30 protein-coding genes and 3 pseudogenes are annotated in these 23,755 nt (G+C 71.1%); 14 read left to right on the top strand and 19 right to left on the bottom strand.

Translation table 11 applies throughout. The annotated features are described in order from the left end of the window. On the bottom strand, nt 1-1,200 hold the full coding sequence (locus tag ACZ562_RS14720) for a cytochrome P450 (RefSeq protein WP_471178067.1): 1,200 nt from the start codon (nt 1,198-1,200) through the stop codon (nt 1-3). Between the two features lie 294 nt (nt 1,201-1,494). Between ACZ562_RS14720 and ACZ562_RS14715 the strand changes: the two genes are divergently transcribed. After that, a complete protein-coding gene (locus ACZ562_RS14715) occupies nt 1,495-2,127 on the top strand; it encodes a LysE family transporter (protein WP_471178065.1) in 633 nt (210 codons plus the stop codon). A gap of 194 nt (nt 2,128-2,321) precedes the next feature. Then, nucleotides 2,322-2,768, top strand: coding sequence for a nitroreductase family deazaflavin-dependent oxidoreductase (locus ACZ562_RS14710; protein ID WP_471178807.1), 447 nt, complete (start codon nt 2,322-2,324; stop codon nt 2,766-2,768). 60 nt (nt 2,769-2,828) lie between these two features. On the opposite strand, the gene ACZ562_RS14705 is transcribed toward ACZ562_RS14710, so the two are convergent. Beyond that, nucleotides 2,829-3,797, bottom strand: a complete 969-nt coding sequence (locus ACZ562_RS14705) for a cation diffusion facilitator family transporter (RefSeq protein WP_471178063.1) — start codon at nt 3,795-3,797, stop codon at nt 2,829-2,831. 95 nt (nt 3,798-3,892) lie between these two features. On the opposite strand from ACZ562_RS14705, the gene ACZ562_RS14700 reads away from it, so the two are divergent. Both ACZ562_RS14700 and ACZ562_RS14695 read left to right on the top strand, forming a co-directional pair. Continuing rightward, complete coding sequence (locus ACZ562_RS14700) at nt 3,893-4,918, top strand: glutathione S-transferase family protein (RefSeq protein WP_471178060.1); 1,026 nt, start codon at nt 3,893-3,895, stop codon at nt 4,916-4,918. Between the two features lie 24 nt (nt 4,919-4,942). Further along, a complete protein-coding gene (locus tag ACZ562_RS14695; protein WP_471178057.1) occupies nt 4,943-5,239 on the top strand; it encodes a DUF4235 domain-containing protein in 297 nt (98 codons plus the stop codon). Between the two features lie 49 nt (nt 5,240-5,288). Here the strand turns inward: ACZ562_RS14695 and ACZ562_RS14690 are convergent, their stop codons facing one another. Further along, nucleotides 5,289-5,681 (bottom strand): VOC family protein, encoded by a 393-nt coding sequence (locus ACZ562_RS14690; RefSeq protein WP_471178055.1) that lies wholly within the window; start codon nt 5,679-5,681, stop codon nt 5,289-5,291. 186 nt (nt 5,682-5,867) lie between these two features. Here ACZ562_RS14690 and ACZ562_RS14685 point away from each other — a divergent pair, with 186 nt between their 5' ends. Both ACZ562_RS14685 and ACZ562_RS14680 read left to right on the top strand, forming a co-directional pair. Next, nucleotides 5,868-6,032: a hypothetical protein gene (locus ACZ562_RS14685; protein WP_471178052.1), complete on the top strand. Its 165-nt coding sequence runs from the start codon at nt 5,868-5,870 to the stop codon at nt 6,030-6,032. A gap of 171 nt (nt 6,033-6,203) precedes the next feature. Further along, nucleotides 6,204-6,431, top strand: coding sequence for a hypothetical protein (locus tag ACZ562_RS14680; RefSeq protein WP_471178050.1), 228 nt, complete (start codon nt 6,204-6,206; stop codon nt 6,429-6,431). 91 nt (nt 6,432-6,522) lie between these two features. On the opposite strand, the gene ACZ562_RS14675 is transcribed toward ACZ562_RS14680, so the two are convergent. Further along, nucleotides 6,523-6,657 (bottom strand): hypothetical protein, encoded by a 135-nt coding sequence (locus ACZ562_RS14675; protein WP_471178048.1) that lies wholly within the window; start codon nt 6,655-6,657, stop codon nt 6,523-6,525. A gap of 173 nt (nt 6,658-6,830) precedes the next feature. On the opposite strand from ACZ562_RS14675, the gene ACZ562_RS14670 reads away from it, so the two are divergent. Both ACZ562_RS14670 and ACZ562_RS14665 read left to right on the top strand, forming a co-directional pair. Continuing rightward, a complete protein-coding gene (locus ACZ562_RS14670) occupies nt 6,831-8,561 on the top strand; it encodes a hypothetical protein (protein WP_471178045.1) in 1,731 nt (576 codons plus the stop codon). A gap of 4 nt (nt 8,562-8,565) precedes the next feature. After that, nucleotides 8,566-8,821, top strand: a pseudogene (locus ACZ562_RS14665) (IS982 family transposase); the annotation flags it as partial. Nucleotides 8,822-9,029: 208 nt separating this feature from the next. On the opposite strand, the gene ACZ562_RS14660 reads toward ACZ562_RS14665, so the two are convergent. The 5 genes from ACZ562_RS14660 to ACZ562_RS14640 form a co-directional block, all read right to left on the bottom strand. Continuing rightward, a complete protein-coding gene (locus ACZ562_RS14660; protein WP_471178043.1) occupies nt 9,030-10,277 on the bottom strand; it encodes a cytochrome P450 in 1,248 nt (415 codons plus the stop codon). Then, nucleotides 10,274-10,858, bottom strand: coding sequence for a GTP-binding protein (locus tag ACZ562_RS14655; RefSeq protein ID WP_471178804.1), 585 nt, complete (start codon nt 10,856-10,858; stop codon nt 10,274-10,276). The genes ACZ562_RS14660 and ACZ562_RS14655 overlap by 4 nt, the downstream gene beginning before the upstream one ends. 112 nt (nt 10,859-10,970) lie before the next feature. Then, nucleotides 10,971-11,342 (bottom strand): DUF742 domain-containing protein, encoded by a 372-nt coding sequence (locus tag ACZ562_RS14650; RefSeq protein WP_471178040.1) that lies wholly within the window; start codon nt 11,340-11,342, stop codon nt 10,971-10,973. Continuing rightward, complete coding sequence (locus ACZ562_RS14645; protein ID WP_030043913.1) at nt 11,339-11,749, bottom strand: roadblock/LC7 domain-containing protein; 411 nt, start codon at nt 11,747-11,749, stop codon at nt 11,339-11,341. The genes ACZ562_RS14650 and ACZ562_RS14645 overlap by 4 nt, the downstream gene beginning before the upstream one ends. Before the next feature lie 5 nt (nt 11,750-11,754). Continuing rightward, nucleotides 11,755-13,485 (bottom strand): ATP-binding protein, encoded by a 1,731-nt coding sequence (locus ACZ562_RS14640; protein ID WP_471178037.1) that lies wholly within the window; start codon nt 13,483-13,485, stop codon nt 11,755-11,757. A 401-nt stretch (nt 13,486-13,886) separates the two neighbouring features. Here ACZ562_RS14640 and ACZ562_RS14635 point away from each other — a divergent pair, with 401 nt between their 5' ends. Together ACZ562_RS14635 and ACZ562_RS14630 are read left to right on the top strand one after the other, a co-directional pair. Next, nucleotides 13,887-14,249 (top strand): DUF1304 domain-containing protein, encoded by a 363-nt coding sequence (locus tag ACZ562_RS14635; protein ID WP_471178034.1) that lies wholly within the window; start codon nt 13,887-13,889, stop codon nt 14,247-14,249. Continuing rightward, the gene (locus ACZ562_RS14630) at nt 14,246-14,809 is read left to right on the top strand and encodes a TetR/AcrR family transcriptional regulator (RefSeq protein WP_471178032.1); all 564 of its coding nucleotides are present in this window, start codon (nt 14,246-14,248) and stop codon (nt 14,807-14,809) included. Before ACZ562_RS14635 ends, ACZ562_RS14630 begins: the two co-directional genes overlap by 4 nt. A 7-nt stretch (nt 14,810-14,816) precedes the next feature. Here the strand turns inward: ACZ562_RS14630 and ACZ562_RS14625 are convergent, their stop codons facing one another. Both ACZ562_RS14625 and ACZ562_RS14620 read right to left on the bottom strand, forming a co-directional pair. Further along, complete coding sequence (locus tag ACZ562_RS14625) at nt 14,817-14,960, bottom strand: hypothetical protein (RefSeq protein WP_471178846.1); 144 nt, start codon at nt 14,958-14,960, stop codon at nt 14,817-14,819. A gap of 137 nt (nt 14,961-15,097) precedes the next feature. Next, the gene (locus tag ACZ562_RS14620) at nt 15,098-16,051 is read right to left on the bottom strand and encodes a GlxA family transcriptional regulator (protein WP_471178029.1); all 954 of its coding nucleotides are present in this window, start codon (nt 16,049-16,051) and stop codon (nt 15,098-15,100) included. Between the two features lie 71 nt (nt 16,052-16,122). Between ACZ562_RS14620 and ACZ562_RS14615 the strand changes: the two genes are divergently transcribed. Continuing rightward, nucleotides 16,123-17,073, top strand: a complete 951-nt coding sequence (locus ACZ562_RS14615; RefSeq protein WP_471178026.1) for an NADP-dependent oxidoreductase — start codon at nt 16,123-16,125, stop codon at nt 17,071-17,073. Between the two features lie 10 nt (nt 17,074-17,083). On the opposite strand, the pseudogene ACZ562_RS14610 reads toward ACZ562_RS14615, so the two are convergent. Continuing rightward, a pseudogene (locus tag ACZ562_RS14610) lies at nt 17,084-17,437 on the bottom strand (NAD(P)-dependent alcohol dehydrogenase); the annotation flags it as partial. Between ACZ562_RS14610 and ACZ562_RS14605 the strand changes: the two are divergent. Beyond that, nucleotides 17,402-17,545: pseudogene (locus tag ACZ562_RS14605) on the top strand (MarR family transcriptional regulator); the annotation flags it as partial. The pseudogenes ACZ562_RS14610 and ACZ562_RS14605 sit on opposite strands and share 36 nt — an antisense overlap. Nucleotides 17,546-17,677: 132 nt before the next feature. After that, on the top strand, nt 17,678-18,058 hold the full coding sequence (locus ACZ562_RS14600; protein WP_471178023.1) for an anti-sigma factor antagonist: 381 nt from the start codon (nt 17,678-17,680) through the stop codon (nt 18,056-18,058). 136 nt (nt 18,059-18,194) lie between these two features. Here the strand turns inward: ACZ562_RS14600 and ACZ562_RS14595 are convergent, their stop codons facing one another. Then, complete coding sequence (locus ACZ562_RS14595; RefSeq protein WP_471178021.1) at nt 18,195-19,148, bottom strand: ribose-phosphate diphosphokinase; 954 nt, start codon at nt 19,146-19,148, stop codon at nt 18,195-18,197. A gap of 175 nt (nt 19,149-19,323) precedes the next feature. Between ACZ562_RS14595 and ACZ562_RS14590 the strand changes: the two genes are divergently transcribed. Next, nucleotides 19,324-19,986 carry a DUF4230 domain-containing protein gene (locus ACZ562_RS14590; RefSeq protein WP_471178018.1) on the top strand — a complete coding sequence of 221 codons (663 nt, stop codon included), beginning with the start codon at nt 19,324-19,326 and terminating at the stop codon, nt 19,984-19,986. Here the strand turns inward: ACZ562_RS14590 and ACZ562_RS14585 are convergent, their stop codons facing one another. The 6 genes from ACZ562_RS14585 to ACZ562_RS14560 are packed head-to-tail and all read right to left on the bottom strand — an operon-like array spanning nt 19,987 to nt 23,746. Next, nucleotides 19,987-21,747 (bottom strand): complex I subunit 5 family protein, encoded by a 1,761-nt coding sequence (locus ACZ562_RS14585; protein ID WP_471178016.1) that lies wholly within the window; start codon nt 21,745-21,747, stop codon nt 19,987-19,989. Continuing rightward, nucleotides 21,747-22,094, bottom strand: coding sequence for a sodium:proton antiporter (locus tag ACZ562_RS14580; RefSeq protein WP_471178802.1), 348 nt, complete (start codon nt 22,092-22,094; stop codon nt 21,747-21,749). Before ACZ562_RS14580 ends, ACZ562_RS14585 begins: the two co-directional genes overlap by 1 nt. Before the next feature lie 19 nt (nt 22,095-22,113). After that, nucleotides 22,114-22,854, bottom strand: a complete 741-nt coding sequence (locus tag ACZ562_RS14575; protein ID WP_471178013.1) for an MnhB domain-containing protein — start codon at nt 22,852-22,854, stop codon at nt 22,114-22,116. After that, nucleotides 22,851-23,111, bottom strand: a complete 261-nt coding sequence (locus ACZ562_RS14570; RefSeq protein ID WP_471178011.1) for a hydrogenase subunit MbhD domain-containing protein — start codon at nt 23,109-23,111, stop codon at nt 22,851-22,853. Before ACZ562_RS14570 ends, ACZ562_RS14575 begins: the two co-directional genes overlap by 4 nt. Beyond that, on the bottom strand, nt 23,104-23,556 hold the full coding sequence (locus ACZ562_RS14565; RefSeq protein ID WP_471178800.1) for an MrpF/PhaF family protein: 453 nt from the start codon (nt 23,554-23,556) through the stop codon (nt 23,104-23,106). The genes ACZ562_RS14570 and ACZ562_RS14565 overlap by 8 nt, the downstream gene beginning before the upstream one ends. A gap of 7 nt (nt 23,557-23,563) precedes the next feature. Then, entirely contained in the window at nt 23,564-23,746 is a 183-nt protein-coding gene (locus tag ACZ562_RS14560) for a hypothetical protein (RefSeq protein ID WP_471178009.1), read from the bottom strand. Nucleotides 23,747-23,755 lie beyond the last annotated feature (9 nt).

Below are 23,755 nucleotides of genomic sequence, written 5' to 3'. Positions count from 1 at the left end.
TTACCAGGTCACGGGGAGTTCCAGCATCCCCTGGATCGTGTCGCCGGGCTTGAAGGGGATCTCGTCGGCCGGGGCGGCCAGGCGGAGTGTGGGCAGCCGGTCGAAGAGGGTGCTCAGGGCGATCTCCAGCTCGGCCCGGGCCAGGTTCTGGCCGAGGCACTGGTGGATGCCGAAGCCGAACGCCACATGATGGCGGGCCGGCCGGTGCCAGTCCAGGGTGTCCGGTTCGGGGTAGGCGTCCTCGTCACGGTTGATCACCGAGGTAGCGAAGACGACCCCGTCGCCGGCCCGGATCGTCGTGCCGGCCACCTCGATGTCCTCGGTGGCCAGCCGCAGCAGCCCGTCCGCGATCGACAGCAGCCGCATCAGCTCCTCCACGGCGGCGGGCAGCAGCGTCGGATCAAGGCGCAACTCGGCCAGACGCTCGGGGTGTCGGAGGAGGGTGTACGTGCCCAGCGAGATCATGTCGGCGGTCGTCTCGTGGCCCGCCACCAGCAGGATGGTCGCCAGGGCGATCAGCTCCTGGCGGTCGACCGCGCCCTCGCGCAGCTGCTGGTGGACGAGTTCGTCCAGCACGCCCTGGACGGGCTCCCGCTGTTTCTGCTTGCGGTCGATCAACTCCTCGAAGTAGGCGTCCAGTCGGCCGCGCGCGTCCTGGGTGTCGGCGGCCGTCGGGCCGCGCAGCAGCCGTCGTGACTGCCCTTCGAAGAAGTCGTGGTCGGCGTAGGGCACGCCGAGCAGCGCGCAGATCACCATCGAGGGCACGGGCAGCGCGAAGGCGGTCACCAGATCCGCGGGCCGCCCGGTCGCGATCATCGCGTCGATCCGTTCGTCCACGATCCGCCTGATCGCGGGGCGCAGCCCGGTCGCCCGTTTGAGGGTGAAGCTCGGGATCATCATCCGGCGCTGGACGCGGTGCCGCGGGTCGTCCACGCCGAGCAGCGCGATCTTCCGGTTCCGCACGGCGGCGAAGCGCTCGGTGGGTGCAGGGAAGCCGGCGCGGGTGCGGTCGGTGGACAGACGCCGGTCAGCCAGGAGCTCGCGGGCGACGGCGTGTCCGCTGACCAGCCAGGCCGGACGGCCGTCGTAGAGCCTGATCCGGGTGAGCGGACGGGCGGCGCGCAGGGGGTCGTAGGCGGCGGGCGGGTGGTAGGGGCAGGTCCGGTCCTGGGGGAAGGCGACGGGTTCCGTTTCCGTCATGGAAAACCTCGCAGACGAGGGGGTGTCATGCAGACCCTCATTAGATGCTCCGGGCACCTATACGGCGACGTGAAGTTCGGCCAGACAGGCGAGACGGGGATTCTGGCCGGAGAGCGACGGCCGCGCGGCCGACTCGGTCCGCTGCGAAAACCGGTTGTGGTCACACGGCCGCCGGCCCCAGGATCCGGCCATGCCTTCGACCGTTGCCCTGCCGCCGCCGACCGCCACCGCCGTGCGTCGGGTGCACGGCCGACAGCAGCCCGGCCGGCCCCGGAGGCCCACACTTCCGCGGTCGTGACCGCCGCGCTCGTCGCGGGGCTGCTCGCGGGCTACGGCATCGCCCTGCCCGTCGGCGCGGTCGCGACCTGCCTCGTCTCCCTCACCGCCCGGACCTCCCTTCGCACCGGCGTCTGCGCCGCGCTCGGCGTGGCGACCGCCGACGGGCTCTACGCCCTCGCGGCCACCCTCGGCGGCTCCGCCCTCGCGCACGCGCTGCGGCCCGCGCTGGTGCCGCTGCGCTGGGCCTCCGCCCTGGTGCTGCTCGCACTGGCGGCCCGGGGCGCCGTCACGGCCGTACGCCAGTACCGCGGTCACGGGCTCACCACCCGGGCCGCCCCGCCTCCCCCGGGCCCCGCGCGGGCATATCTGGCCCTGCTCGGGATCACCCTGCTCAACCCCACCACGGTGGTCTACTTCGCGGCCCTGGTGCTCGGCACGCGCGCCGAAGACGCCGTACGGCCCCTGGAGCAGGGGGTGTTCGTGCTGGCGGCCTTCGCCGCGTCCGCGAGTTGGCAGCTGCTCCTCGCGGGGGGCGGCGCCCTGCTCGGCCGGGCTCTGACGGGCCGTCGGGGCCGGCTGCTGACGGCGCTGGCGTCGAGCGGTGTGATCGCGGCGCTGGCCGCCCGGATGCCGGTGGCGCCCTCATGACGGGCTCCGGACGCCACAGCCGGCCGCTCCGGGCCACGGATGGCGCGATTCCGCCGCCCGGTTCGGTCCACTGTCCGCCGGATCTCGCCGGGCCGCGAGGCGGTCTCCGGTCGGCGTGCCGGGCGGATGAATCCCGGGCGCCGCGGTGTTGACGCCCGTGGAAGTCAGCCGTGACAGACGACGGGACGGATGCCATGCCCCTCGCAGGCGAGTACGAACCGAGTCCGACGCAGTGGGTGCGCGCGCAGGTGGAGCTGTACGAGAGCTCCGGCGGAACGCAGGGAACGACCCTCCGGGGGTACGGTCTGCCGGTCATCCTGCTGACCACCCGCGGAGCCAGAAGCGGCAAGATCCGCAAGACTCCGCTGATGCGCGTCGAGCACGAGGGTCGCTATGCGGCCGTCGCGTCGCTGGGCGGGGCTCCCCGGCACCCGGTGTGGTACCACAACGTCAAGGCGGATCCCCGGGTGGAGCTGCAGGACGGACCCGTCAAGCGGGACATGACGGCCCGTGAGGTCACCGGTGCGGAGAAGGCCGAGTGGTGGGAGCGGGCCGTCCGGGCGTACCCGCCCTACGCCGACTACCAGAAGAAGACCGACCGGGAGATCCCCGTCTTCGTGCTGGAGCCCGACGGAGACTGACCCGGCCGAAAAATCTTGGTCCGCTTACGCATGAACCGGTTACCGCCGGGCACGCGTGCGTCAGGCCCCGCCGCGCTCCCCCGTCGCGGCGGGGCTGTCCCGTGCCTCCATCGCGGGCCGGTCGGTCACGTCGAGGAAGACCTCGCCCGCCTCGGGAACCGTGCGGACGATGGACCGCTTGATACGTACGGCGACCTCCTCGACCTGCTCGCTGTCCAGGCCGGGCACCAGGTCGACCCGCGCGGCCACCAGGGCCGAGTCGAGCCCCGTCTTCATCGTGTACAGCGCCTCCACGCTGTCGATCTCGGGCTGTGCCGCCAGCAGGGCGCGGATCCTGGCGCTGGCCTGCGGGTCCATGGCCTCCCCGATCAGTTGGTCGCGGGCCTCGCGGCCCAGCCGGTAGGCCACGTACACCAGCAGCCCGCCGATCGCCAGCGAGGCGGAGGCCTCCCACACGACCTGCCCGGTGACCATGTGCAGCACCATGCCGACGATGGCGAGGGTCACCCCGAGGACCGCCGTACCGTCCTCGGCGACGACCGTGCGAAGGGCCGGGTCGCGCATCCCGCCCGTGCCGCCCTGCCGGTGCACCTGGTGCAGGGCCCGCAACAGCGAGATCCCCTCGGCGACCAAGGCGACGCCGAGCACGATCAGACCCGCCACGTACCCGCTGAAGTTCTCCTCGGCGCCGTTCCTGAGGGCCTCGAAGCCCTGGAAAAAGGAGAAGCAGCCGCCCATGACGAAGATCCCGACGGCCGCGAGGAGGGCCCAGAAGAACCGTTCCTTGCCATAGCCGAACGGGTGCCGCTCGTCAGCGGGACGGCGGCTGCGGCGCAGGGCGGCGAGGAGGAAGACCTCGTTCAGGCTGTCGGCCACGGAGTGCGCCGCCTCCGACAGCAGCGCGGGCGATCCCGCGATCAGGCCCCCGATCCCCTTGGCGACCGAGATCACCAGGTTGGCCACGAGCGCCACCAGCACGGTGACGCGGGTTTTGCGGTCTGCGTTCTGATCCGTTGCTGTCCCGCTCACTCACGCCGACTGCCCCGGTCACCGCGGCTCACACCGTGCCGTCCGCGGATTTCGGGGAACGCGGTCATCAGGACCCGCACACGGCAGGAGGAAACATGAGCGGCGTGGACGGCAACCGCGCGTATGGCAGGAAGACGTTCACCCGGTCCAAGAGCCACTTCACGGACCGGATCACCGCGGACGGCCGGGACGGCTGGCCGGTGGAGGCCGGACGCTACCGTCTGGTGGTCAGCCGTGCCTGTCCGTGGGCGAGCCGGGCGCTCGTGTCCCGGCGGCTCCTCGGCCTGGAGGACGCCCTGTCGCTGGCCGTCGCCGACCCGATCCAGGACGACCGCAGCTGGCGCTTCACCCTCGATCCGGACGGCCGCGACCCGGTCCTCGGCATCGGCTACCTCAGCGAGGCCTATGACCGGCGGGAGACCGACTACCCGGGCGGGGTGAGCGTGCCCGCGCTCGTGGACGTGCCCAGCGGGGCACTGGTCACCAACGACTACCAGCAGATCACCCTGGACTTCGCCACCGAGTGGACGGCCTTGCACCGCGAGGGAGCGCCCGACCTGTATCCGCGGGCGCTGCGCGACGAGATCGACGCGGTGATGGCGGACGTCTACGAGGACGTCAACAACGGCGTGTACCGGGCGGGCTTCGCCACGGACCAGGAGGAGTACGAGGCCGCGTGCGCGGGCGTCTTCCGTCAGCTCGACCTGCTGACACGCCGGCTGGCCCGGCAGCGCTATCTCGTCGGCGAGACGGTCACCGAGGCGGACATCCGGCTGTTCACCACCCTGGTCCGCTTCGACGCCGTCTACCACGGCCACTTCAAGTGCAACCGCTGGAAGCTGACGGAGAACCAGGTGCTGTGGGCGTACGCCCGGGATCTCTATCAGACGCCGGGTTTCGGCGACACCGTCGACTTCGACCACATCAAGCGGCACTACTACCAGGTGCACACCGGCATCAACCCGACCGGCATCGTGCCTGTCGGCCCGGATCTGTCGGGCTGGCTGACGCCCCATCACCGTCAGGAGATGGGCGGTCGTCCGTTCGGCGACGGGACGCCGCCGGGGCGGATCCGCGCCGAGGAGGACGTACCGCCGCGGGGCAGGCCCCGACCCCGGTAACGCACACAAGAGAAGGAGACTCACGTGGCCAAGAAGAAGAAACTCCCCCTCGCCTACAAGCCCCTCGGGTTCGTCCTGGGCTGGACGAGCGGAACACTGGCGGGACTTGCCTTCAAGAAGACGTGGAAGGCGATACGCCACGAGGAGGACGCGCCCGACGCACTGGACCAGGACCGCGGCTGGGGCGAGATCCTGCTGGCCGCCGCGGTCCAGGGTGCCATCTTCGCCGTCGTGCGCAGTGCGGTGGACCGCACGGGCGCGAAGGCCATCGAGCGCTCCACCGGTGTCTGGCCGACCAGCGAGAAGGGCGGCCGGGACTGACACGGGCTCCCGGCCCGGTCCGGCCACCGGGCGGGGCGGCCCGGGTGATTCAGCCCTGCTTGGGGGCGGTCGACGGGACGAGGCGCAGGGTGAAGGAGTGGCCCGCCGGGTCGGAGTAGCCGCGCTCCTCGAAGGGGCCCGAGGCGTCCTTCGTCTCCAGCGGGCGCCCGCCGAGCCCGACCACCCTGCGCTCCGCCTCGTCCAGGTCCTCCACCACGAAGTCCAGGTGGGCCTGGAGCGCGTTCTCGGGACGCGGCCAGCTCGGCGGCGTCGCGTTCACGTCGCGGCGGAACGCCAGCCGGGTCCCGTCGGCACCCCTGATCTCCACGCGGTTGGCGGTGACGTCCGTCTCCTCGGCCTCCAGCAGCTCCTTGTAGAACACGGCGAGCTTCTCGGGCTCGACGCAGTCGAGCACGACGACCCCCGCTTTCACCAGCGTCATGTCTCCTCCGAAAGTCCGGCGTGGGACGTCGCGCCCCGCGCTCTGTGTCTGTCGGATATCCCGGCCGCGCCGTTTCAGTCGACCGCGTGGCACCGGACGACGACACGCCGGTATTCCTGCCCGCCGAGAGAATCGGACTCGCCGAGGCGATCTGCGCTTGCACGGCGGGCTCGGCCCCGGTGAACCATGCCGACGGCACCGGCCGCGGACGGGGAGGGAGTGCTGGCCGATCCGGTGGGCCTGGACCGCGATCCGTTCGACGGGCCGGCACAGGAGATCGCGGGCACGAAGGTCGCGCTCACGTACGCGGGGGCGCGCGAGTGTACGCAGCTCATGAGGCTTGAGCAGTAACCCAGATCACGGCCGGGTCACGGTGTAGATCATTTACGCTCTGGGCAGCCTCGTAGCGCTTCTCGGTTCAACCTTCGATCCGCGAAGTCCAGTTCGAGTGCGCGGGCGGTCTCGACAGCCGCTTGTTCGCAGGGCCGGGGACCCTGCGGTCCGTCTCCCGAAAGGAAGCGCATGCCTCAGGACGTCACGTTCGGCCTCCCCTTCGACACCCCTGTCAGCAGTCATCTGGAGTACGCCCAGGAGCGCCGTCTGTGCGGGATCTGGGACATGGTCCTGGTCCGCAGCCAGGCCGGAGTTCGAGGAGTACGGGTCGTGGGATCCGCCGCGGGCCGCAGGCCGCGGGTGCTGCCTTCCTGGAGCGGCAGCGCACCTCTGATCCGGTGGTCGCGCTACGCCTGACGGGCCCGCGAGTGCTTCCTGATCAACACAGCTGAGCCGCCCGTGCGGGTGCTCGTCCTGCAGCAGGAGTGCTTCGACAAGGGCGGGCCGTTCATGGAAGGCCGGCGGTGTCGAGGACGAATCTGCCGTGGACGAGCGGCTCGCCGCGTTCGAGAACCGGCCGGGCACGGAGCAGTTCGTCCTCGAAGGGCAGGTGGGCGACCCGCTCCACTTCCTCGGCCGTCAACGCAGCAGTCGTGCCCCTCACGGTCGTTCGCAGCAGGAGCCGGAGCCGGTCGCGTGAGTCCGGCTGTTCGGCGAGGCCGTCGCGGAAGGTACAGAAGATTTTCGGACACGACCGGCCGACAACCACGGTCGATCGATTCCGTTGCCAGGACCACAGCTTGAACGGAGACCGGTGTGAAATCTCGTGTCGTAGGTGCTGTTCCGAAGGCGTCCGCCGACAGCTTGCTCCCGGCGCAGCCAGGCGCCCAGCTCCAGACCGCGGAGGCGGGGAACACCCTGGCCCGCCTCGTGGCGAAACGCATCAACGGGAGCACGGAGCAGTACCGAAGGTTCCAGAACGCCGCTCAGGAGCGGCTGGACGCACTTGGATACCCGCACTCCGGCACCACGCTGCATGTGGAGGGAGCCCTCCATCTGGCGCCGCGCGCGTTCCTCCCGCCCGACGAGGAGGGCTACGCCAGGCTGAGGCGACTCGACAGCAATCTGCGCACGATCGAGGCAGCCTTCCCCCAAGTCAGCACCGATATTGAGGTCTGCCGACTGACCTGCACGATGCTGGAAGGGGCCTGGAGGAGCCGGGCACTCACCCCGCCGCGCGAGGAGGAGCGAATAACCGACTGTGTCTGCCCTTTGTGCCGTCGGCTGCCCACGCCTCCAGCACGCACGCTGGATGACTACGGTTGGCGGCAGAGCGCCGGTCGTCCCCTCACCGTCAAGACCTGGCCGTACCGCCCGGAACTCGACAGCGTCCTGACCGCTGGATGGATCTGGGTCCGGCAGATGAACGACCTTCACCGAGACCTTGGCCTCCGCCACAGCTTCGAAGACGACATCCTCGTCTTCCACGAGTACAAACGTGTGATCGAAACCATCGACACCACCCGCCTCACCCAACTCGTCGAAGGCCGCTTGGCCGAGAGTTTCAGCACCAACAGCGCACGGGCCCTGGTCTGCGGACTCTACGCAGCCCATAAGCGATCCGTCGACGAGTACTGGCTCCAGCAGCACCACGCGGGCAGCGTCACGCTCCCCCAGACCAACCCACTCGGCCAGAGCACCTACTCGCTCCTGCAGATGCTGGACTGCCTGTTCTGGCACGTCTCACCCGACACCGAACTCTGGCAGGAGGAACACCTCGCCTCCCTGCTGCTGTGCCGCGTCATCGACGACATGGCCGACGTACGAGCCGACGCCCTCACCGGCGAGATCAGCAACTTCTGGCTCGCCGAGATACCCACCCACACCAAGGCCCTCTACGCTGCCTGCGCCATCGCCCTCGTCAAGTACGGCTGCATGCCCGAGGCGCATACCTCGATGTGGAACACGTGGCTGATGACCAGCACCATCGTCTGGATGGGGCTCACGGGCCGCCACGCCCTGTGGTTCGACGGCATCACCCAGGGCCTCCCCCCGGCCCAGGAGTGCCCGCTCTGCGACCTGCAGCCCAACGCATGCACCGGCATCCTCACCCACGGCACCACCCTCAACATCACCCCGCGGCCCACCGCACCGGCACTGAGCACCCGGACCGCCGAGCTGTCCGCACGCTGCCGAGCCCAATACCCCCAGACATGGCCCCTCTTCGACGCCGAGCTCCATGCCTTCGAAGCACTGCACGGCCCCTGGTACGGCAACACCGACAGCACATGGGAGATCCTGCGCCGCACCTACATCGCCGCTGTGGAGGCATCCAGTGCCGCACCGTCAACGGCCCGCGCTCGTCACGTCCAAGAAGACTCCGGCGCAGTCGGAAGTGAATACTTCTACACCCTGTACAACCCTCAAACCGGGAGGGAGGACACCGCACTGCTCGCCTACATGTTCGGCTGCGCCCACCCGCACTTCCTGTGGAACGCCACGGGATACCGTCCCACGGGCCTCGCAGGCGACTGGCTCGACGGCTGACGCCCCAATCCTGTTCCAGAAGTCCTTCGCGCCCACCACCAAGGCCGAGGAACGCGAGACACGGCGCGACATGCTCGACACCGCAGCCGAGGTCGAAGCCACCCGACGGCCCGCAAGGAGGAACCCGAACGGGCCGGATCGCATCTGTTCAACCGCTCCGACGGACGTTCGGATCGATCGACCAGACCTTCAAGGGCCGGTTCGCCCCGGAACGACACGGCGGCAGGAGCCCTGCCGGAGTCGCCGTCCGCGTCCTGACGGGCGGGACCGCGTGCGGATGGGTGGGGAGGCCGTCCAGCAACGGACCAACGGCAGCCACGAGTGGGCGCTGGTCCGGCCGCTACGCGGCGGCGGAGGAAGGCCCGGCAGCCGCCGCAGAGCCGGCCGTACCAGGCTCCGTGGACGACCTGCCGGCCGTGCGGGGCGGCGGCGCTGCCCGGTCGGGTTTCCGACCGGGCAGCAGCCTGCTCACACCGGGAACTCGACCGGCAGCCTGTCCAGGCGGGACTCCCAGGTGGAGGCGGTCGAGGTGAGCTCATCCGTCGGCACGGCCAGCCGCAGGCCCGGCAGCCGGTGCAGCAGGACGTCCACCGCAACCTCGATCATGGACTGCCCGATGCTCTGCCCGGGGCACTCGTGAGGGCCCGCCCCGAACGCCAGGTGCGCCTGGTTGCCCTGCACCGAGACACTTGGGTCGGGCCGGACCTCGGGGTCGAGGTTGCCCGGGGCGAGACCGAGAACGAGCAGGTCGCCCTCCTGGATGCGGTGCCCGCCCAGTTCGACGTCGCTGGCGGCGAAGCGCCCCGGGAGGACGGCCAGCGGCGGAGAGTTCCACATGACCTCCTCCACCACCGCCGAGATGTTCAGCTGACCGCTGATCAGCCCGGAGAGCCGGGAGGCGTCGGTCAGGACCAGCCGCAGCACCCGGGCCAGCAGGTTGGTCGTCACGTGCGCGGCGATCAGCACCACGCGCAGGTGGTGGACGACCTCGTCGTGGTCGAGAGCCGCGTGATGCTCCAGCAGGCCGGTGGTGAGGTCGGAGCCGGGTTCGGACCGCCTGCGCTCGGCGAGTTCACCGAAGATCTCCCTGATCCTGCCGTCGTGCACCACGGCGTCCTCGCCGCCCTTGAGCACATGGGCGCAGGACTCGACCAGCCGGCGCCCCTCCGCCTCGGCAAGCCCCAGAATGCGGGTGATCACGAGCATCGGCAGATAGTCGGCGTAGTCCGCCACCAGATCGGCGCGGCCGTTGTCCGCGAACCCGTCGATCTGCTTGTTGGCGAAATGCGTCGCGTGGCGGCGGATACCGCGGCCGACAGCGTCCTGCAGCACATCGTTGACGGCGCCGCGCAGCCTGCGGTGCGGCTCGCCGTCCTGGGACACGCAGTCAGGACGCCAGCCGAGCATCGGAATCAGCGCAGAGGTCTCCGCGATCCGTCCTTCCCGCCAGTCCCGCCAGATCCGCGCGTCCCGGCTGAACTGGCGGGGGTTGTCGAGTACCCGCCTGCTGTCCCGGTAGCCCAGCACCAGCCAGGCGGGGATGTCGCCCTCCAGCAGCACCGGGGCGACGGAGCCGTGCTCCTTGCGCAGCCGCTCGTAGATGCCGAACGGGTCGGTCGCCGCCTCGGGCCCGTACAGCCGGGCCGGTTCGGCCGAACCGTGTGCGACCGGGCAGCCGCGGGGGGCGTCGGGACTGTCGTAGTTCTGGCCGTTCATCGGGGCTCCAGTGCGACGGCGGAGCGTTCCTGCAGGTGACGTATCAGGGCGATGAGTACGTCACGGCTGGAGGCCCGGTCGCGGGCGTCGCAGGCCACGATCGGGGTGTGCGGAGGGATGTCCAGAGCGTCCCGGATCTCTTCGACCGGGTGGTGCTTGGAGTCGGGGAAGACGTTCAGGGCGATGACGAAGGGGACGTTCTGCCGTTCCATTTCCTCGATCGCCCGGAAGCTGGAGGCCAGGCGTCGGGTGTCCACCAGGACGATCGCTCCGAGCGCGCCCTTGAACAGGCCGTTCCACAGGAACCAGAACCGCTCCTGGCCCGGGGTGCCGAACAGGTAGAGCACCAGCTCGTCGTTGATGCCGATCTTGCCGAAGTCCAGGCTGACGGTGGTCTGGGTCTTGTCGGCGACTCCGATGAGGTGGTCGACGTCGGCGCTGGCCTGGGTGAGGGTCTCCTCGGTGGTCAGCGGCTTGATGTCGCTGACCGATCGGACCAGGGTCGTCTTTCCCGTGCCGAAGCCGCCGGCGATCATCACCTTCACCGAGCGGGTGGCCCCGTTGTCTCCGTTCGTCTCCAGAGCTCCGAAGCCGGCGTCGCGAGGCCGGTCGTGCTCAGCCCTTCGGGCCTCCGCGCGCTCGGTCTCCCGACCCCGGCCCGCCCCTTCGGCGGCGGCCGGCCGGCCGGGATGGTCAAAGCCTTTGAAGTCCACTGAGTACCTCCTCAAGGAGCGCGAGGTCGGGCCCGCGGCCGGCACCGTGCGCCGGGATGGGGTCACGGGCTTCAATACGGCCTGCCTCGAGCAGATCCGCCAACAGCACCGCGAGTATGTTGAAGGGCAATCCGAGGTGGGCGCCGAGTTCGGCCACCGACAGCGGATTGCGGCAGCGCCGCAGGATCTCCTCGTGCTCGTGCTGCATGCCCGGGGCGGGGGTGGTGTGGGAGACGACAAGGGTCGCCACGTCGAGACTCGACGCCGAACCGCCCGGTCCGCTACGTCCTCCGGTGAGGACGTAGTACCGCTCGAGACCGGACGGGTCCGTGGGCCGGCGGGGAGCACTCATCCAGAGTGCTCCTCCAGGCGCGGAGTGGTGCCGAGGAGCTCACCCATCCTGCGGGCCAGGTCCCTCATCTGGTGTCCCAGCAGGCCCTGGTCGAGGCCCTCGCGGGCCAGTACGCCGAGATACGTCTCCACACCCGCCCGTACGACGAAGAGGTGGCCGCCGTCGACCTCGATCATCGCCAGCCGCAGCTGCCCCGCGTACTTGGGGAACTGCTCGGCCACCGGCTGGGCCAGTGCCTGCAGGCCGGCCACGACGGCCGCGAAACGGTCCACGTCGTCGGGGTCCTCGGCGCCAAAGGAGGTGATGGCCTTGCCGTCACTTGAGGCCACGAGGGCGAAGCGGATCTCCGGGATGCTCTCCACCAGATCGCGGAGCGCCCAGCTCACGTCGGTTCCCTGTTGCGTCATGTGGACTAGTCGCTCTCTTCAGTGCCGTGCTCGGTGGACTCGCGTCCGGCGGTCGTGTCGCGGCCGTCGCGCGATCCCCCGCCGTCGTCGGACTCGCGTCCGGCCGAGGCGAAGGCGGCGAGGCCCGCGAAGGACGCGTCCGGCGGGACGGCCGCTACGACCGCCTCCTCGGACCGCTCGGTGCGCTCGGCCGGCTGGGGCCGCACCTCCTCGGACCGCTTGCGGCGCCGGGGCAGTCCGCCGGGCGTGGTGTCCACCGCTTCGCCCGTCTCGGCCGCGTACTCCAGGTCGGCGAGTGCCTGCGCGTCGGCCGGGTCGGCTGCGGACGCCCGGACCGCCGGGGCGGCAGCGACCGGTTCGGCCGCGGGCACCGGACTGAAGTACTTGTGCGGGACCACGACGACCACCGAGGTGCCGAGCCAGGGCGAGTCCGCGAAGGTGACGCGGATGCCGTAGCGGCGGGCGAGGATGCCGACGACCCTGAGGCCGATGGTGGCGTCCTCCGAGATACCGCCGAGGCCGGGTCCGGCCCCGGTGCCGGCGAGTGCCAGTTCGGCCTCGCGCTTCTTCTCCTCGCTCAGGCCCTTGCCCGAGTCCTGGATCTCGATGCCGACCCCGTTGGGCACCTCCTTGCCGGAGACGATCACCGGCTCGGTGGGCGGCGAGTAGCGGGCCGCGTTGTCCAGGAGATGCGCGAAGATCAGCGTGAGGTGGTCCACCAGACCGCCGTCGACGCCGAGTTCGGGCAGATGGCGTACGTCGATCCGGTGGAAGTCCTTGATCCGGCCGATGCCGCCGCGCACCACGCTCAGCAGCCGCTGGGGCTCCTGCCACTGCCGGCCGGGCCGGTCAGAGCCGCCGAGCACGCCGATGCTGGCAGCGAGACAGTCGGCGGGGCCGATCTCCTGATCGAGCTCCATCAGGCCCCGGGCGACGGCCGGCAGCCGGCCGTGCTCGCCCTGCATCTCGTGCAGGCGGCCGCGGAGCTTGCTGGTGAGCACGTGGATGCGGTTGCCGATGCTGATGACGGCCTGCTCGGCGGTGGTCGAGCGGTTGAACTCCTCCTCGACGCCGATCAGTGACGTCCTGAGGATTTTGCGCAGTTCGGCCTGCAGGTCGGCGCTGACCTGCGCGCTCTGGTTGACGCTCGGCAGGAGGTCGTCGAGGGCGTCACCGTCGCGCAGCCGCTGCAGCGCCTGGGGGAGCTGCTGGTCTGCGAGCCGGGAGACCGCGGCCAGCTGATGTGTCAGCTGCTCCTGCCAGACCTCCGCCCGGTCGGCGAGCTGCGCCTCGTAGGAGGTGGAGTGGTCGGCCAGCCGCTCCTCGTACGCCCGGGACTGGTCGGCCAGTTGGGCGTCGTACGCGGCGGTCTGCTCGACCAGCTGGGCCTCGTAGGCACTGGACTGGTCGGTGAGCTGTGCCTCCAGCGCGGCCCGCTCGGCTGCGAACTTCCTTTCCAGGCCTGCGACATGCTGCTGCCACTGCTGCGAGTGCTCGGCCTGCGAGGCACGGAAGGCGCCCTCGGACCGGCGCAGCTGCTTCTGCGTGCGCATCAGGAGCCGTACGCAGACGGCGCTGGCGGCCGTCACCGCGGTGCCGGCGACGGCCGCGGTTATCTGCTCGGAGCTCATGAACGTGGCGGCAACCGTTCCGCCTCCTAAAGCCAGTGGCATCAGCCACCAGCTGTACCAGGCGACAGGGGCCCGCGCCGCCGGGGGCGGAGTGGCGAGTTCCATCTGCATCCTTCGAAGCAACACGATCGAACAATGGGGGTGTGCAAGGGACCGCACTCATGAGTGCGCACCGCGAGACGACGACCGATCGCGATCGCGTCAACTCGCTGCGCCGGAGGGGAGCTTATCTGGTTTATATGCCAAAGGATCAATCACGCCCTCCAGCGGAAGTGAGGGTTCCGTCACTCTCCGCCAGAAACCAACAGATCGACAAATGCCTTTACGCACCTGCTTCTTGGCTGCAGAGCTTGCCGCAGGGCGAGAGAGTGCGGCGCCAAGACCCCCACCGGTTCCGCACCCCGTCTCCTGACCCGTACCAGGAATTCACCCACCGGAAACAATTTCCTGGACACCTGTCCAGCTATAGTGGACACCTGTCCATGATTGCGAAGGGGTCGCCGGATATGGAAACGGTCGCGAACGTGCTGGTGGGGATGGTGGCTGCGCTGCACGCCTACATCCTGGTGCTGGAGATGTTCCTGTGGCAGAAGAAGCCCGGACGGGCCCTGCACGGCTTTGACCGGGAGATGGCGCGGGTGACCGCGCCGATGGCCGCCAACCAGGGGCTCTACAACGGCTTTCTCGCGGCCGGCCTCGTGTGGGGCCTGGTCGCCGCGGAACCCACCGGCTTCCGCGCCCAGGTGTTCTTCCTGTCCTGCGTCGTCGTCGCGGGTGTGTTCGGTGCCGTCACCGCCAACCGCCGCATCCTGTTCGCACAGGCCCTGCCCGCCGCGCTCGCCCTCGCCGCCGTCCTCGTCGCCCGGTGAACGGCGACGGGCCCCAGGACCCGCGGGCCGCCCGCACCCGGGCGAAGCTGCGCCTGGCCCTCCTGGACGAGTGCGCCGAGCGGCCGCTGGAGGAGGTCGGCGTCGCCGCGCTGGTGCGCCGCGCCGGCGTCGGCCGGGCCACGTTCTATGTGCACTACGCCGACCTCGAGGCACTGGCGGTCGACGCCTGCGCGGACGTCGTGCGCGAGGCCGTGGAGGCACTGCACTCCTGGCACGGGCGGCCCGACCCGCTGCACGCGCCGCCCGCCCTGTCGGAGTTCTTCGCCTCTCTGACCCCGCATGCCGGGCTGTACCGAGCCCTGCTGAGCCCGGGCGGCGGCGGCCCGCTCGGCCGGGTGCTCCACCGCGACCTGCGGGCCTACAGCCTGCGCGAGCGTGAACTCGCGGGCGCGGCGGACGCCCCACTGGTCGCGTCGGCGGTCGCCGCCACGTTCGCCGGAGTACTGGCCGACTGGCTGCACGGACTCCTGGAGGCCACCGCCGAGGAAATCGCCGACCAGGTCTGGCAGTTGCTGGTCACGCTGCACGCCAGCAGGTGACCAGCCGTCACTTGCAGGCGACGGCCCGCTTCGCCAGGGGCCAGGCCTCCACACCGTCGGGCGTGCGGACGTACGCCCATGACGGGTCGTCCGTCAACCACAACTCCCGGTCGACCAGGCGGTGTCCGGTGTCCCGGGCGTCGTCGGGCATACGGACGTCCCCGTCGTCGTGCACCCGACGGCCGTCACCGCCACCAGCACCGCCGCTGCCGCGAGCCCCCTGAGCATCCCCGCCCCCTGTTCCTCGACCCTGTCCGCAGCTTCCGACGCTGCGGTGGCCGTGAGCGTTCATGGCCTGCCCGCTTCCTGGAACGTGCGTCGGTACGCCTGCGGCGACACCCCGATCGCGGCGTGCAGATGCTGCCGCAGGGACGCGCCCGTCGCGAAGCCGACCCGGCCGGCGATCTGGTCCACGGGCAGGTCGCTGGCCTCCAGCAGATGGCGGGCCCGGGCGACACGCTGCTGGATCAGCCAGCGGCCTGGGCTGAGGCCCACCTCGTCGTTGAAGCGGCGGGCGAAGGTGCGCAGGCTCATCCGGGCGTGGGCGGCGAGATCGGTCAGCGTCAGCGGTTCACCGAGGCGTTCGAGGGCCCAGGCGCGGGTCGCGGCCGTGCCGGCGGCACCCGGCTCCGGCACGGGCTGTTCGATGTACTGCGCCTGTCCGCCGTCCCGGAACGGCGGGACGACGCAGCGGCGGGCGACCTTGTTGGCCAGCTCGCTGCCGTGGTCCTTGCGCACGAGGTGCAGGCAGACGTCGACGCCGGAGGCGGCGCCGGCCGAGGTCAGGACGCGGTCGTCGTCGACGAAGAGGACATCCGGGTCGAGGGTGATGTGCGGAAACCTGCGGCGGAACTCGTCGGCGACGCACCAGTGGGTGGTGGCCCGGTGGCCGTCGAGGAGTCCGGCCGCGGCGAGGACGAAGGCGCCGGTGCAGATGGAGACGATGCGCGCGCCGGGCCGGATGTGCGCGAGGGCCGCCCGGACCTCGTCCGGGAGTTCGGCGGCCACCCGGGCCGGCGAGACCGGTGCGATCACGACCGTGTCGGCCGTGGCCAGTGCCTCGGGCCCGTGCTCGACGGTGATGGTGAAGTCCGCGTTGCTGCGCACCGGAAGCCCGTCGACGGTGCAGGTCAGCACCTCGTACCGGCCGTCGGCCGCGCCGAGGATCCGGCTGGGGATACCCAGCTCGAAGGGGTAGACGCCGTCGAGCGCCAGGACCACGACTCGTTCCACTCGCTTCATGGCACGATTCTATCGGAGATTGGCGATCGTGCCATTTTCTTGGCGGGCCGTCCCCGGCACGCTGGACCACCATGAGCACTGTGAACACCATGCGAGCCATCAGTCAGGACGTCCTCGGCGGTCCCGAGGTCCTCAGGGAAGTGGAGATCGAGCGCCCGGCACCGCGGCCCAACGAGGTGCTGGTGCGGGTGCGCGCCGCCGGCGTCAACCCGACCGACTGGAAGCACCGGGAGACCGGCGGCTTCCTCGGCGAGCCGCCGTTCGTCCTCGGCTGGGACGTCTCCGGTGTGGTCGAGGCCGTGGGGATCGGCGTCGCACGGTTCGCGCCCGGGGACGAGGTCTTCGGCATGCTGCCGTACCCGTTCGGCCACGGCTCGCACGCCGAGTACGTCACCGGCCCGGCCCGCGCGTTCGCCCACAAGCCGGCCGGGATCGACCACGCACAGGCGGGCGCGCTGCCGCTGGTGGCCCTGACCTCCTGGCAGGCGCTGGTCGAGACGGCGGACCTGCGGCGCGGGCAGCGGGTGCTGATCCACGCGGCGGCGGGCGGGGTCGGGCACGTGGCCGTGCAGATCGCGAAGGCCCGGGGCGCGTATGTGATCGGCACCGCGAGTGCGGGAAAACACGACTTCCTGCGCGAGATCGGCGTGGACGAGGCGATCGACTACCGGGAGACGGACTTCGCGGAGGCCGTGAAGGACGTCGACGTGGTGCTGGACACGATCGGCGGCGACTACTCGCTCCGCTCGCTGCGGGTGCTGCGCCCGGGCGGGGTCGTGGTGTCGATCCTGCCGGTCGGGTCGGCGGACTTCTACGAGGAGGCCGAGCGGCACGGCGTGCGCGCGGTCCGGATGCTCGTCGACGCCTCGCACACCGGCATGAGGGCGATCGCGGAGCTCGTCGAGGCGGACAAGCTGCGCGCCACGATCGCCGGGACGTTCCCGCTGGCCGAGGCCGCCGAGGCGCACGCGCTCGGCGACACCGGCCGGACCACGGGCAAGCTGGTGCTCGTCGTGGACTGACCGACCGAGGTCAGAAGGTGAGCACGGGCTTGATGGTCTTGCCCGCGCGCATGTCCCGCACCGCCTGGTCGATGTCCGCGAACGGACAGGCGCCGATCAGGCGGTGCAGCGGCAGCCGCTCGTCCTTGACCAGGCGGACCAGGGCGGGGACGACGGTCTGCGTCTCGCTGTCGCCGAGGGTGAGGCCGACGATCCGCTTGCCGCCGGGCAGCCCGTTGGCGTCCGGGGAGACTTCGGTGCCGAAGGGCGGGGCGCCGCCGACGCACAGGGTGCCGCGGGCGGCGAGCGCGTCGACGCACTGGCGCAGCACGGCGACGCTGCCGGTGGTCTCCATGACGCCGGCCGCGAGCTGCTCTCCCGTCACGCGGGTCCCGCACGGGAACCGGAGGAACGGATGGTCCGGGACCTCACGGCACACCAGGCCGAGCAGCTCCGTCAGACGCTCACCAAGGCCTGGCACGCCCTGTCGTGACCCCGTCGGCCGCAATTCGAAGACATATGTCAATCGAACATGCTCAAATTCGCTCCATCGAGGGTAACTTGCAGGGCGGGGGCGGGACTTGCGCTCGCCGCGAGCCCTGATTCGGTTGGAGGCGATGTCGTCGTGCAGCAGGAACCTGCACCGCTCACCCGGCATCTGCGCGTCCGCCAGGACCGTGGACACACCGTTCTGGAGTTCCGCGGCGAGATCGACATCGCCGCGACCGTGGAGATCCTCCCCTGCCTGGACCGGGTGACTGCCCGCCCCGGCCCCAGGATCGTGATCGACCTCAGGCGGGTCGAGTTCTTCGACTGCTCCGGTCTGCGCCTGCTGTACCGCGCCCGCAGCCGGGTTCTCGACCACGACGGAGAGCTGTCCGTCGTCTGCACCCACCCGCTCACTCTGCGCATCATGCGGGCCACCGGACTCTCGCGCCTGCTGCCTCCCCACGGAACGCTGGACGCGGCCCTGGGCCAGCCCGAAGCCACGTCCGGCTCGTTATGACCGCACCTGCCGCACCTGCCGCACGATCCTGGTGACCTGACCGGCTCCCACCGTCCGGCCGCCCTCACGACCGGCGGACTTCGATGTTCACGTGCGGCTTCGTCCGCTCGAACTCCGCCTCGCCACGGCGGCTTTCCTATTCGGTCCGCGGCGCGTCGAACAGGGCGCTGACCGACTCACCGTTGTGAATGCGACGCACCGCCTCGGCGAGCGCCGGGGCGATGGAGAGGATGCGGAGCTTGTCCGTGCGCTCCTCCTCCGGAACCGGCACGGTGTTGGTGCACACGATCTCCAGTACGTCCGGCTGCTCGCCGATGCGCTTGAGCGCGCCGGCCGCGAACAGGCCGTGCGTACACGCGACCCGGATCGAACGCGGCCCCAACTCCCGCAGACGGTCGAGCAGTTCGAGAACGGTGCTGCCCTTGGCGATCTCGTCGTCCAGGACGATGACGTCCCGGCCCGCGACCTCGCCGATGACGGAGTTGATGCTCACCCGGTCGTCCGCGAACCGCTGCTTGGCGCCGGCGGCCACCTGGGCGCCGATCATCCGGGCGAACGCGGCCGCTTCCTTGGCGTTGCCGAGGTCCGGCGAGACGACGGTGGTACGGGACAGGTCGTGCTGCCTGAAGTGCGCCGCCAGCTCGCGCAGCGCGTGCAGATGGTCGACGGGCACCGAGAAGAAGCCGTGCACCTGCGGTGAGTGCAGGGTCATGGCGAGGACGCGGCTCGCGCCGGCCGCCGTCATCAGGTCCGCGACGAGCCGCCCGCCCAGCGAGATGCGCGGCTCGTCCTTCTTGTCGGAGCGCGCGTACGAATAGTGCGGCATGACCACGGTGATCCGGCCCGCCGAGGCCCCGCGTGCCGCGTCGCACATCAGCAGCAGCTCGACAAGGTGCTCCTGGACGGGCCTGACCAGCGGCTGGACGAGAAAGACGTCCCGTTCCCGGCAGTTGGCCTGGAGCTGCACCTCCAGGCAGTCGTTGGCGAACCGGCTGACCCGGGTCGGACTGAGCGGCACCCCGAGATGGGCGCAGACCTCCTGGGCGAGCTCGGGGTGGGCGCTTCCGCTGAACACGGCGATGTCTCGCACGATCCGCTCCTCGCATGATCATTTCCGGCGGTCCGGCTCATGCTACGGCCCCGAAAATCGGTTGCGGTCCCCCTGTGCGCCGTCGCCGCCTCCGTCAGGAACATCAGTGCGCCAACACCACGGTCTGACAGCTACTTTGAAGGGAATCCGGACAGTAGGAAGGAGGGCCGTCGCCATGACGACTCCCATCAGGCGCATGTCCAGGCGCATGCCCGGCTGGGCGAAGGCGGTGAGCGCCGTCGTACTGGTGCTCGTCGTGTTCTTCGCGGGCATCCGGCTGAGCGTGCTTCCCGGCCTCAAGGATCTGTTCGGCACCGAGACGCGGGACCGTTCGGGTCCGGCACTGCTCCAGTCCATTCAGGACATCAGCCGTTACGACGCCGCCTCCGGCAACTTCCAGGTCGTCGTGGACCTGGAGAAGGACGCCAAGTACCTGCCCGACGCGATCCGCGGCTCGCGCACCCTGTACGTCGGCGCGGGCACCGTCGACGCCTACGTCGACCTCGGCAAGGTCGGCGAGAACGACGTCAGGGTCAACGACGGCCGTACGTCTGCCACACTGCGGCTGCCGCACGCGGGCCTGGGCCGGCCGGCCCTCGACCCCGACCGTTCCTACGCGGTCTCCAAGCAGCGCGGTCTCCTCGACCGGCTCGGCGACCTCTTCTCGGACAATCCCAACAGCGAGCAGGCCGTGCAGAAGCTGGCGGTACGGCACATCGCCGGCGCGGCCGAGGACAGCGGCCTCACCGCGCGCGCCGAGAAGAACACCACCGGCATGCTCGAAGGCCTGCTGCGCTCCCTCGGCTTCGAGGAGGTCCACGTCAGCTACGGCAGCTGATCACGTGCCGAGCATGCCCGGCAGGGCAAGGACGCCGAGCAGCGTGCTGCCCACCAGCATCCAGGCCACGTAGTCGCCGACGTGCCCGGACTGCAGGCGCCGCAGCGGCAGCGCCCGGTCCGGTACCGCGAGCAGCTTCGGCCGGGTCACGGCGACGGCCGCGAGGCCCACGGCCAGCAGGGTCGAGAGCAGGTCCAGAAGGACGCCGGCCGGGGTCCAGTGCACGGAGGCGAAGACACCGCCGGACCCCGCCTCGTTCACGGAGTGCGCCACCACGTGGGCGAAGCCGGGTCCCACGCCTACGGCGAGCGCCGCCGCGAGCAGCACCGCGGGAACCGCCGTCATGGTGTCGGGGATCCGCCTGAGCCGGTGCCGGGTCTCGGGCCTCTCCCCCGCGCCGGTCGTCTCGTACCCGCTCCCGTCCCGGGGCCGGGGCCCGAGGCCGAGGAACACGCGGGCGCCGGCCCTCAGGACCGCCCCGCCCGTCACCGCGGACGCGACGACGTACAGCATGGTGAGCGGGCCGCCCACGGCCTCCTCCGTGACTGCTTTGCCGAGCGCGGTGCCGAACGGCGGCAGCCCGGCCAGGGCGAGCGCTCCGGTGGCGAAGAGCACGGTGACGCCGCGCAGCTGCCGGGCCCTGCCGTGCAGCGCGTGCTCGTCGACGGTGCCGTACCGGTCGAGCAGGATGCCGGTGCAGGCGAACAGGGCCGCCTTCACGCCGGCGTGGCCGAGGATGTACAGGGCGACCCCGTCGTCGGCCTCGGGTGTCAGGACGCCGATGCCGATCAGGAAGAGCCCGGTGTGGGCGACCGTCGAGTACGCCAGCAGCCGTTTGATATGCCGCTGGTACCAGCACATCACCGCGCCGACGGCCGCCGTCAGCGCTCCGAGCACCACGAGGGCCCGTTCGAAGCCGGCGGCCGGGACCCCGCCGGGCCCGGCGAACACGGTCCCGTACACGCGCCAGACACCGTAGACGCCGAGCTCGACCATGACGCCCGACAGCAGCATGCACACGGGGGTGGGCGCGACGGCGTGCGCGTCCGGCAGCCAGAAGTGGAAGGGCACGGCGGCCGACTTGACCAGCAGGCCGGTCAGGACGAGGACGAACGCGGCGAGGACGAGGGCGTCGGGTGGGCCGTGCGCGTCGAGTCCCCGGCCGATCTGCGTCATGTCCAGTTCGCCGGTGCGGGCGTACAGCAGCGCGACGCCCATCAGCATGGCGTACGCGCCCAGGGAGTTGACCACGCCGAAGGTCAGCGCGCCCTGGACCGCCTTGGCCTCCTCGACCCGGTGGCCGGTCAGTGCGTACGCGACGACGCTCATCAGCTCGAACCACACGAACGCGTTGAACAGGTCGCCCGCGATGGCGAAGCCGCACATACCGGCCTGGAAGAGCAGCATGAGCGCCGGGAAGGACCCGGCGTGCCGGCGGGGCGCCGACTCGAAGTAGTGCCAGGAGTACGCAAGGGCCGCCAGCGTCAGCAGGGAGGCGAGCGCGGCCATGGCGAGCCCGGGGCCGTCCCCGACGAGGACGATGCCGACGCTCCTGCCGTCCACGGGTGCCCAGCCGCCCGCCCACTCCACCATGGGGGGCGAGGAGTTCAGCAGGAGGACCAGTGCGAGCCCGGCCGTGCCGGCCGAGACGGCACAGCCCACGGACTCGGCGGCGAACCGGGGCACCCGACGGCCCCCGGCGGCCAGCACGCCCGCCCCGAGCAGGGGTACGGCGACGAGAAGCGGCAGCAGGTGGTGCATCAGCCGCGCAGCTCGGAGAGTTCATCGGGGTCGACCGTGCCGTGCCGCTTGGAGATCTGCACGACGAGCGCGAGCAGCAGCGCGGTGACGGTGGCGCCGACCACGACGTCGGTCAGGGCCAGCGCCTGGACCACCGGGTCGACGACCGGGCGCGAGCCGGGCTCGAGGTCGGAGAACACGGGCGCGGTGCCGCCGTCCCGGTAGCCGACCGCGAGCAGCAGGACGTATGTGGCGGACTGGCACACGGACAGACAGCCGACGGCGTGGATCAGGTTGCGGCTGGTGGCCAGGCCGTAGCAGCCGGCCAGGAAGACCCACACGGCGACCAGGTACGGCAGGACGTGCATCACGGCGCTCACAGCGGTCTCACTTCCCGCTCTCCTCCTCGATCTCGACGGCCTGGTCCAGGAAGCGGGCGAGCAGCACGACGACCGCGCACGCGACCTCCATGCCGATGGCCGCGTTCAGCAGGGGGACGGTGCCGCCGGAGGACAGCGTGTTGAACGTGCCGTACGGCAGGACGGTGTTGGCCAGGAACGCGGTGCCGCCGATGAGGCACGCGAGACCGGTGACGACGTAGGCCGAGACGGCTACGGCGTCCCCGACCTCGTAGAGGCCGACCGGCCGGACGCGTTCCAGGGCGCGGTAGTCGGCGCCCAGGTACAGCAGGTGAAGGGCGGTCGCGGCGACGACGCCGCCCTGGAAGCCGCCGCCGGGGCTGAGCTGCCCGTGGGCGATGACGTACAGGCCGGTGAGCAGGGCGACGGGCAGGACGACGAGGGCGTAGCGGCGTACGGGCGGGGCCACTTCCTCGGGTTCGGGGCGGGCGCGGTGTTCGTCGCGGGTCTGGCGCAGCAGGACCACACAGCCCAGGACGGCCCCGAAGAGGATGCTCATCTCGCCGAGGGTGTCGAAGGCACGCTGGTCGAAGTTGACGGAGGCGATGGTGTTGGCGGTGTGCCGGGAAAGCGACGCGCGGACGGCCCGGTCCCCGTACGGGTGGCTGTCGCCTCCGAAGGACGGCAGTTCGAGGCACGCGGCCACGAGGAGGACGGCGAGGCCCGCCCCACCCGCGGCCACGAGCCACAGCCGGGTGCGCCGGTTCACCGTTCGCGCTCTTTCCTCTGCCCGCGCCGCTTCACCTTGCGGACCGCGAGGAGCAGCAGCAGCGGGGTGAGCGCGGCGCCCACCGCCAGCTGCGACAGGCCGACGTCGGGCGCCTGGAGCACGGTGAACAGGACGGCGAGCACGACGCCGAGCACGGCCAGGACGAGGGACTGGCGGACCGGGTCGCGGACCGCCACCGCCGCCGTCGCGGACCCGGCGACCAGCAGCAGCGCCACGACGATCACCGCGTCAGCCACGTCGGACGCTCCGGAACCCGCCCGACAGCGCACGCGAGGCGATGACGTTCCCGCCGATCAGCAGTGCGCCGACGAGCAGGAGTTTGACCATCGCCCGGCCGGGTCCGACGGCCACGCACAGCGCGACCACCACCGCCGCGCAAAGGCCGGCCGCCGCCCAGGTCGCGCCCCAGGCGCGGGGCGGGTCGCCGGCGAGTTCGTCGGCGAGCAGCCGGGCGAAGACGAGCGTGCCGACCGGGCCGAGCACGGCCAGGACCAGGGCGAGATCGACGTAGGACGGGCGGCCGTATCCCTGGGAGAGCAGAAGCAGGGTGGGGCAGGCGAGTGCGGTGGACAGGTTCTGTGCCACGACCCGCCGCCGCAGCGGCCCGGTGGCCACGCCCCACAGGGTGGCTCCCACGCCCCCGCCGAGCGCGAGGGCCGCGGCGAACGTCCAGCCGTTCACCGTCCGTTCACCGTCCATTCACCGACCGTCGCGCGGCCCGGGCCGCGACCGCTCCCGCGCCCGCGGCGCCCGCGCCGACCGCGAGCTCAAGGGTGTCCACCGCGCTGATGAGGACCAGCCAGAGCACGGCGAGCGCGACCCACCAGGCAAGGATCTCGGCCAGCGCGAGGAGTGCCGTACGCGGGTTCATGCGCCGTAC

This window comes from Streptomyces sp. NPDC040410 (assembly GCF_055595715.1).
The sequence above is the reverse complement of the archived record's forward strand: the minus strand, read 5'-3'. Positions and strand labels throughout refer to the sequence as shown.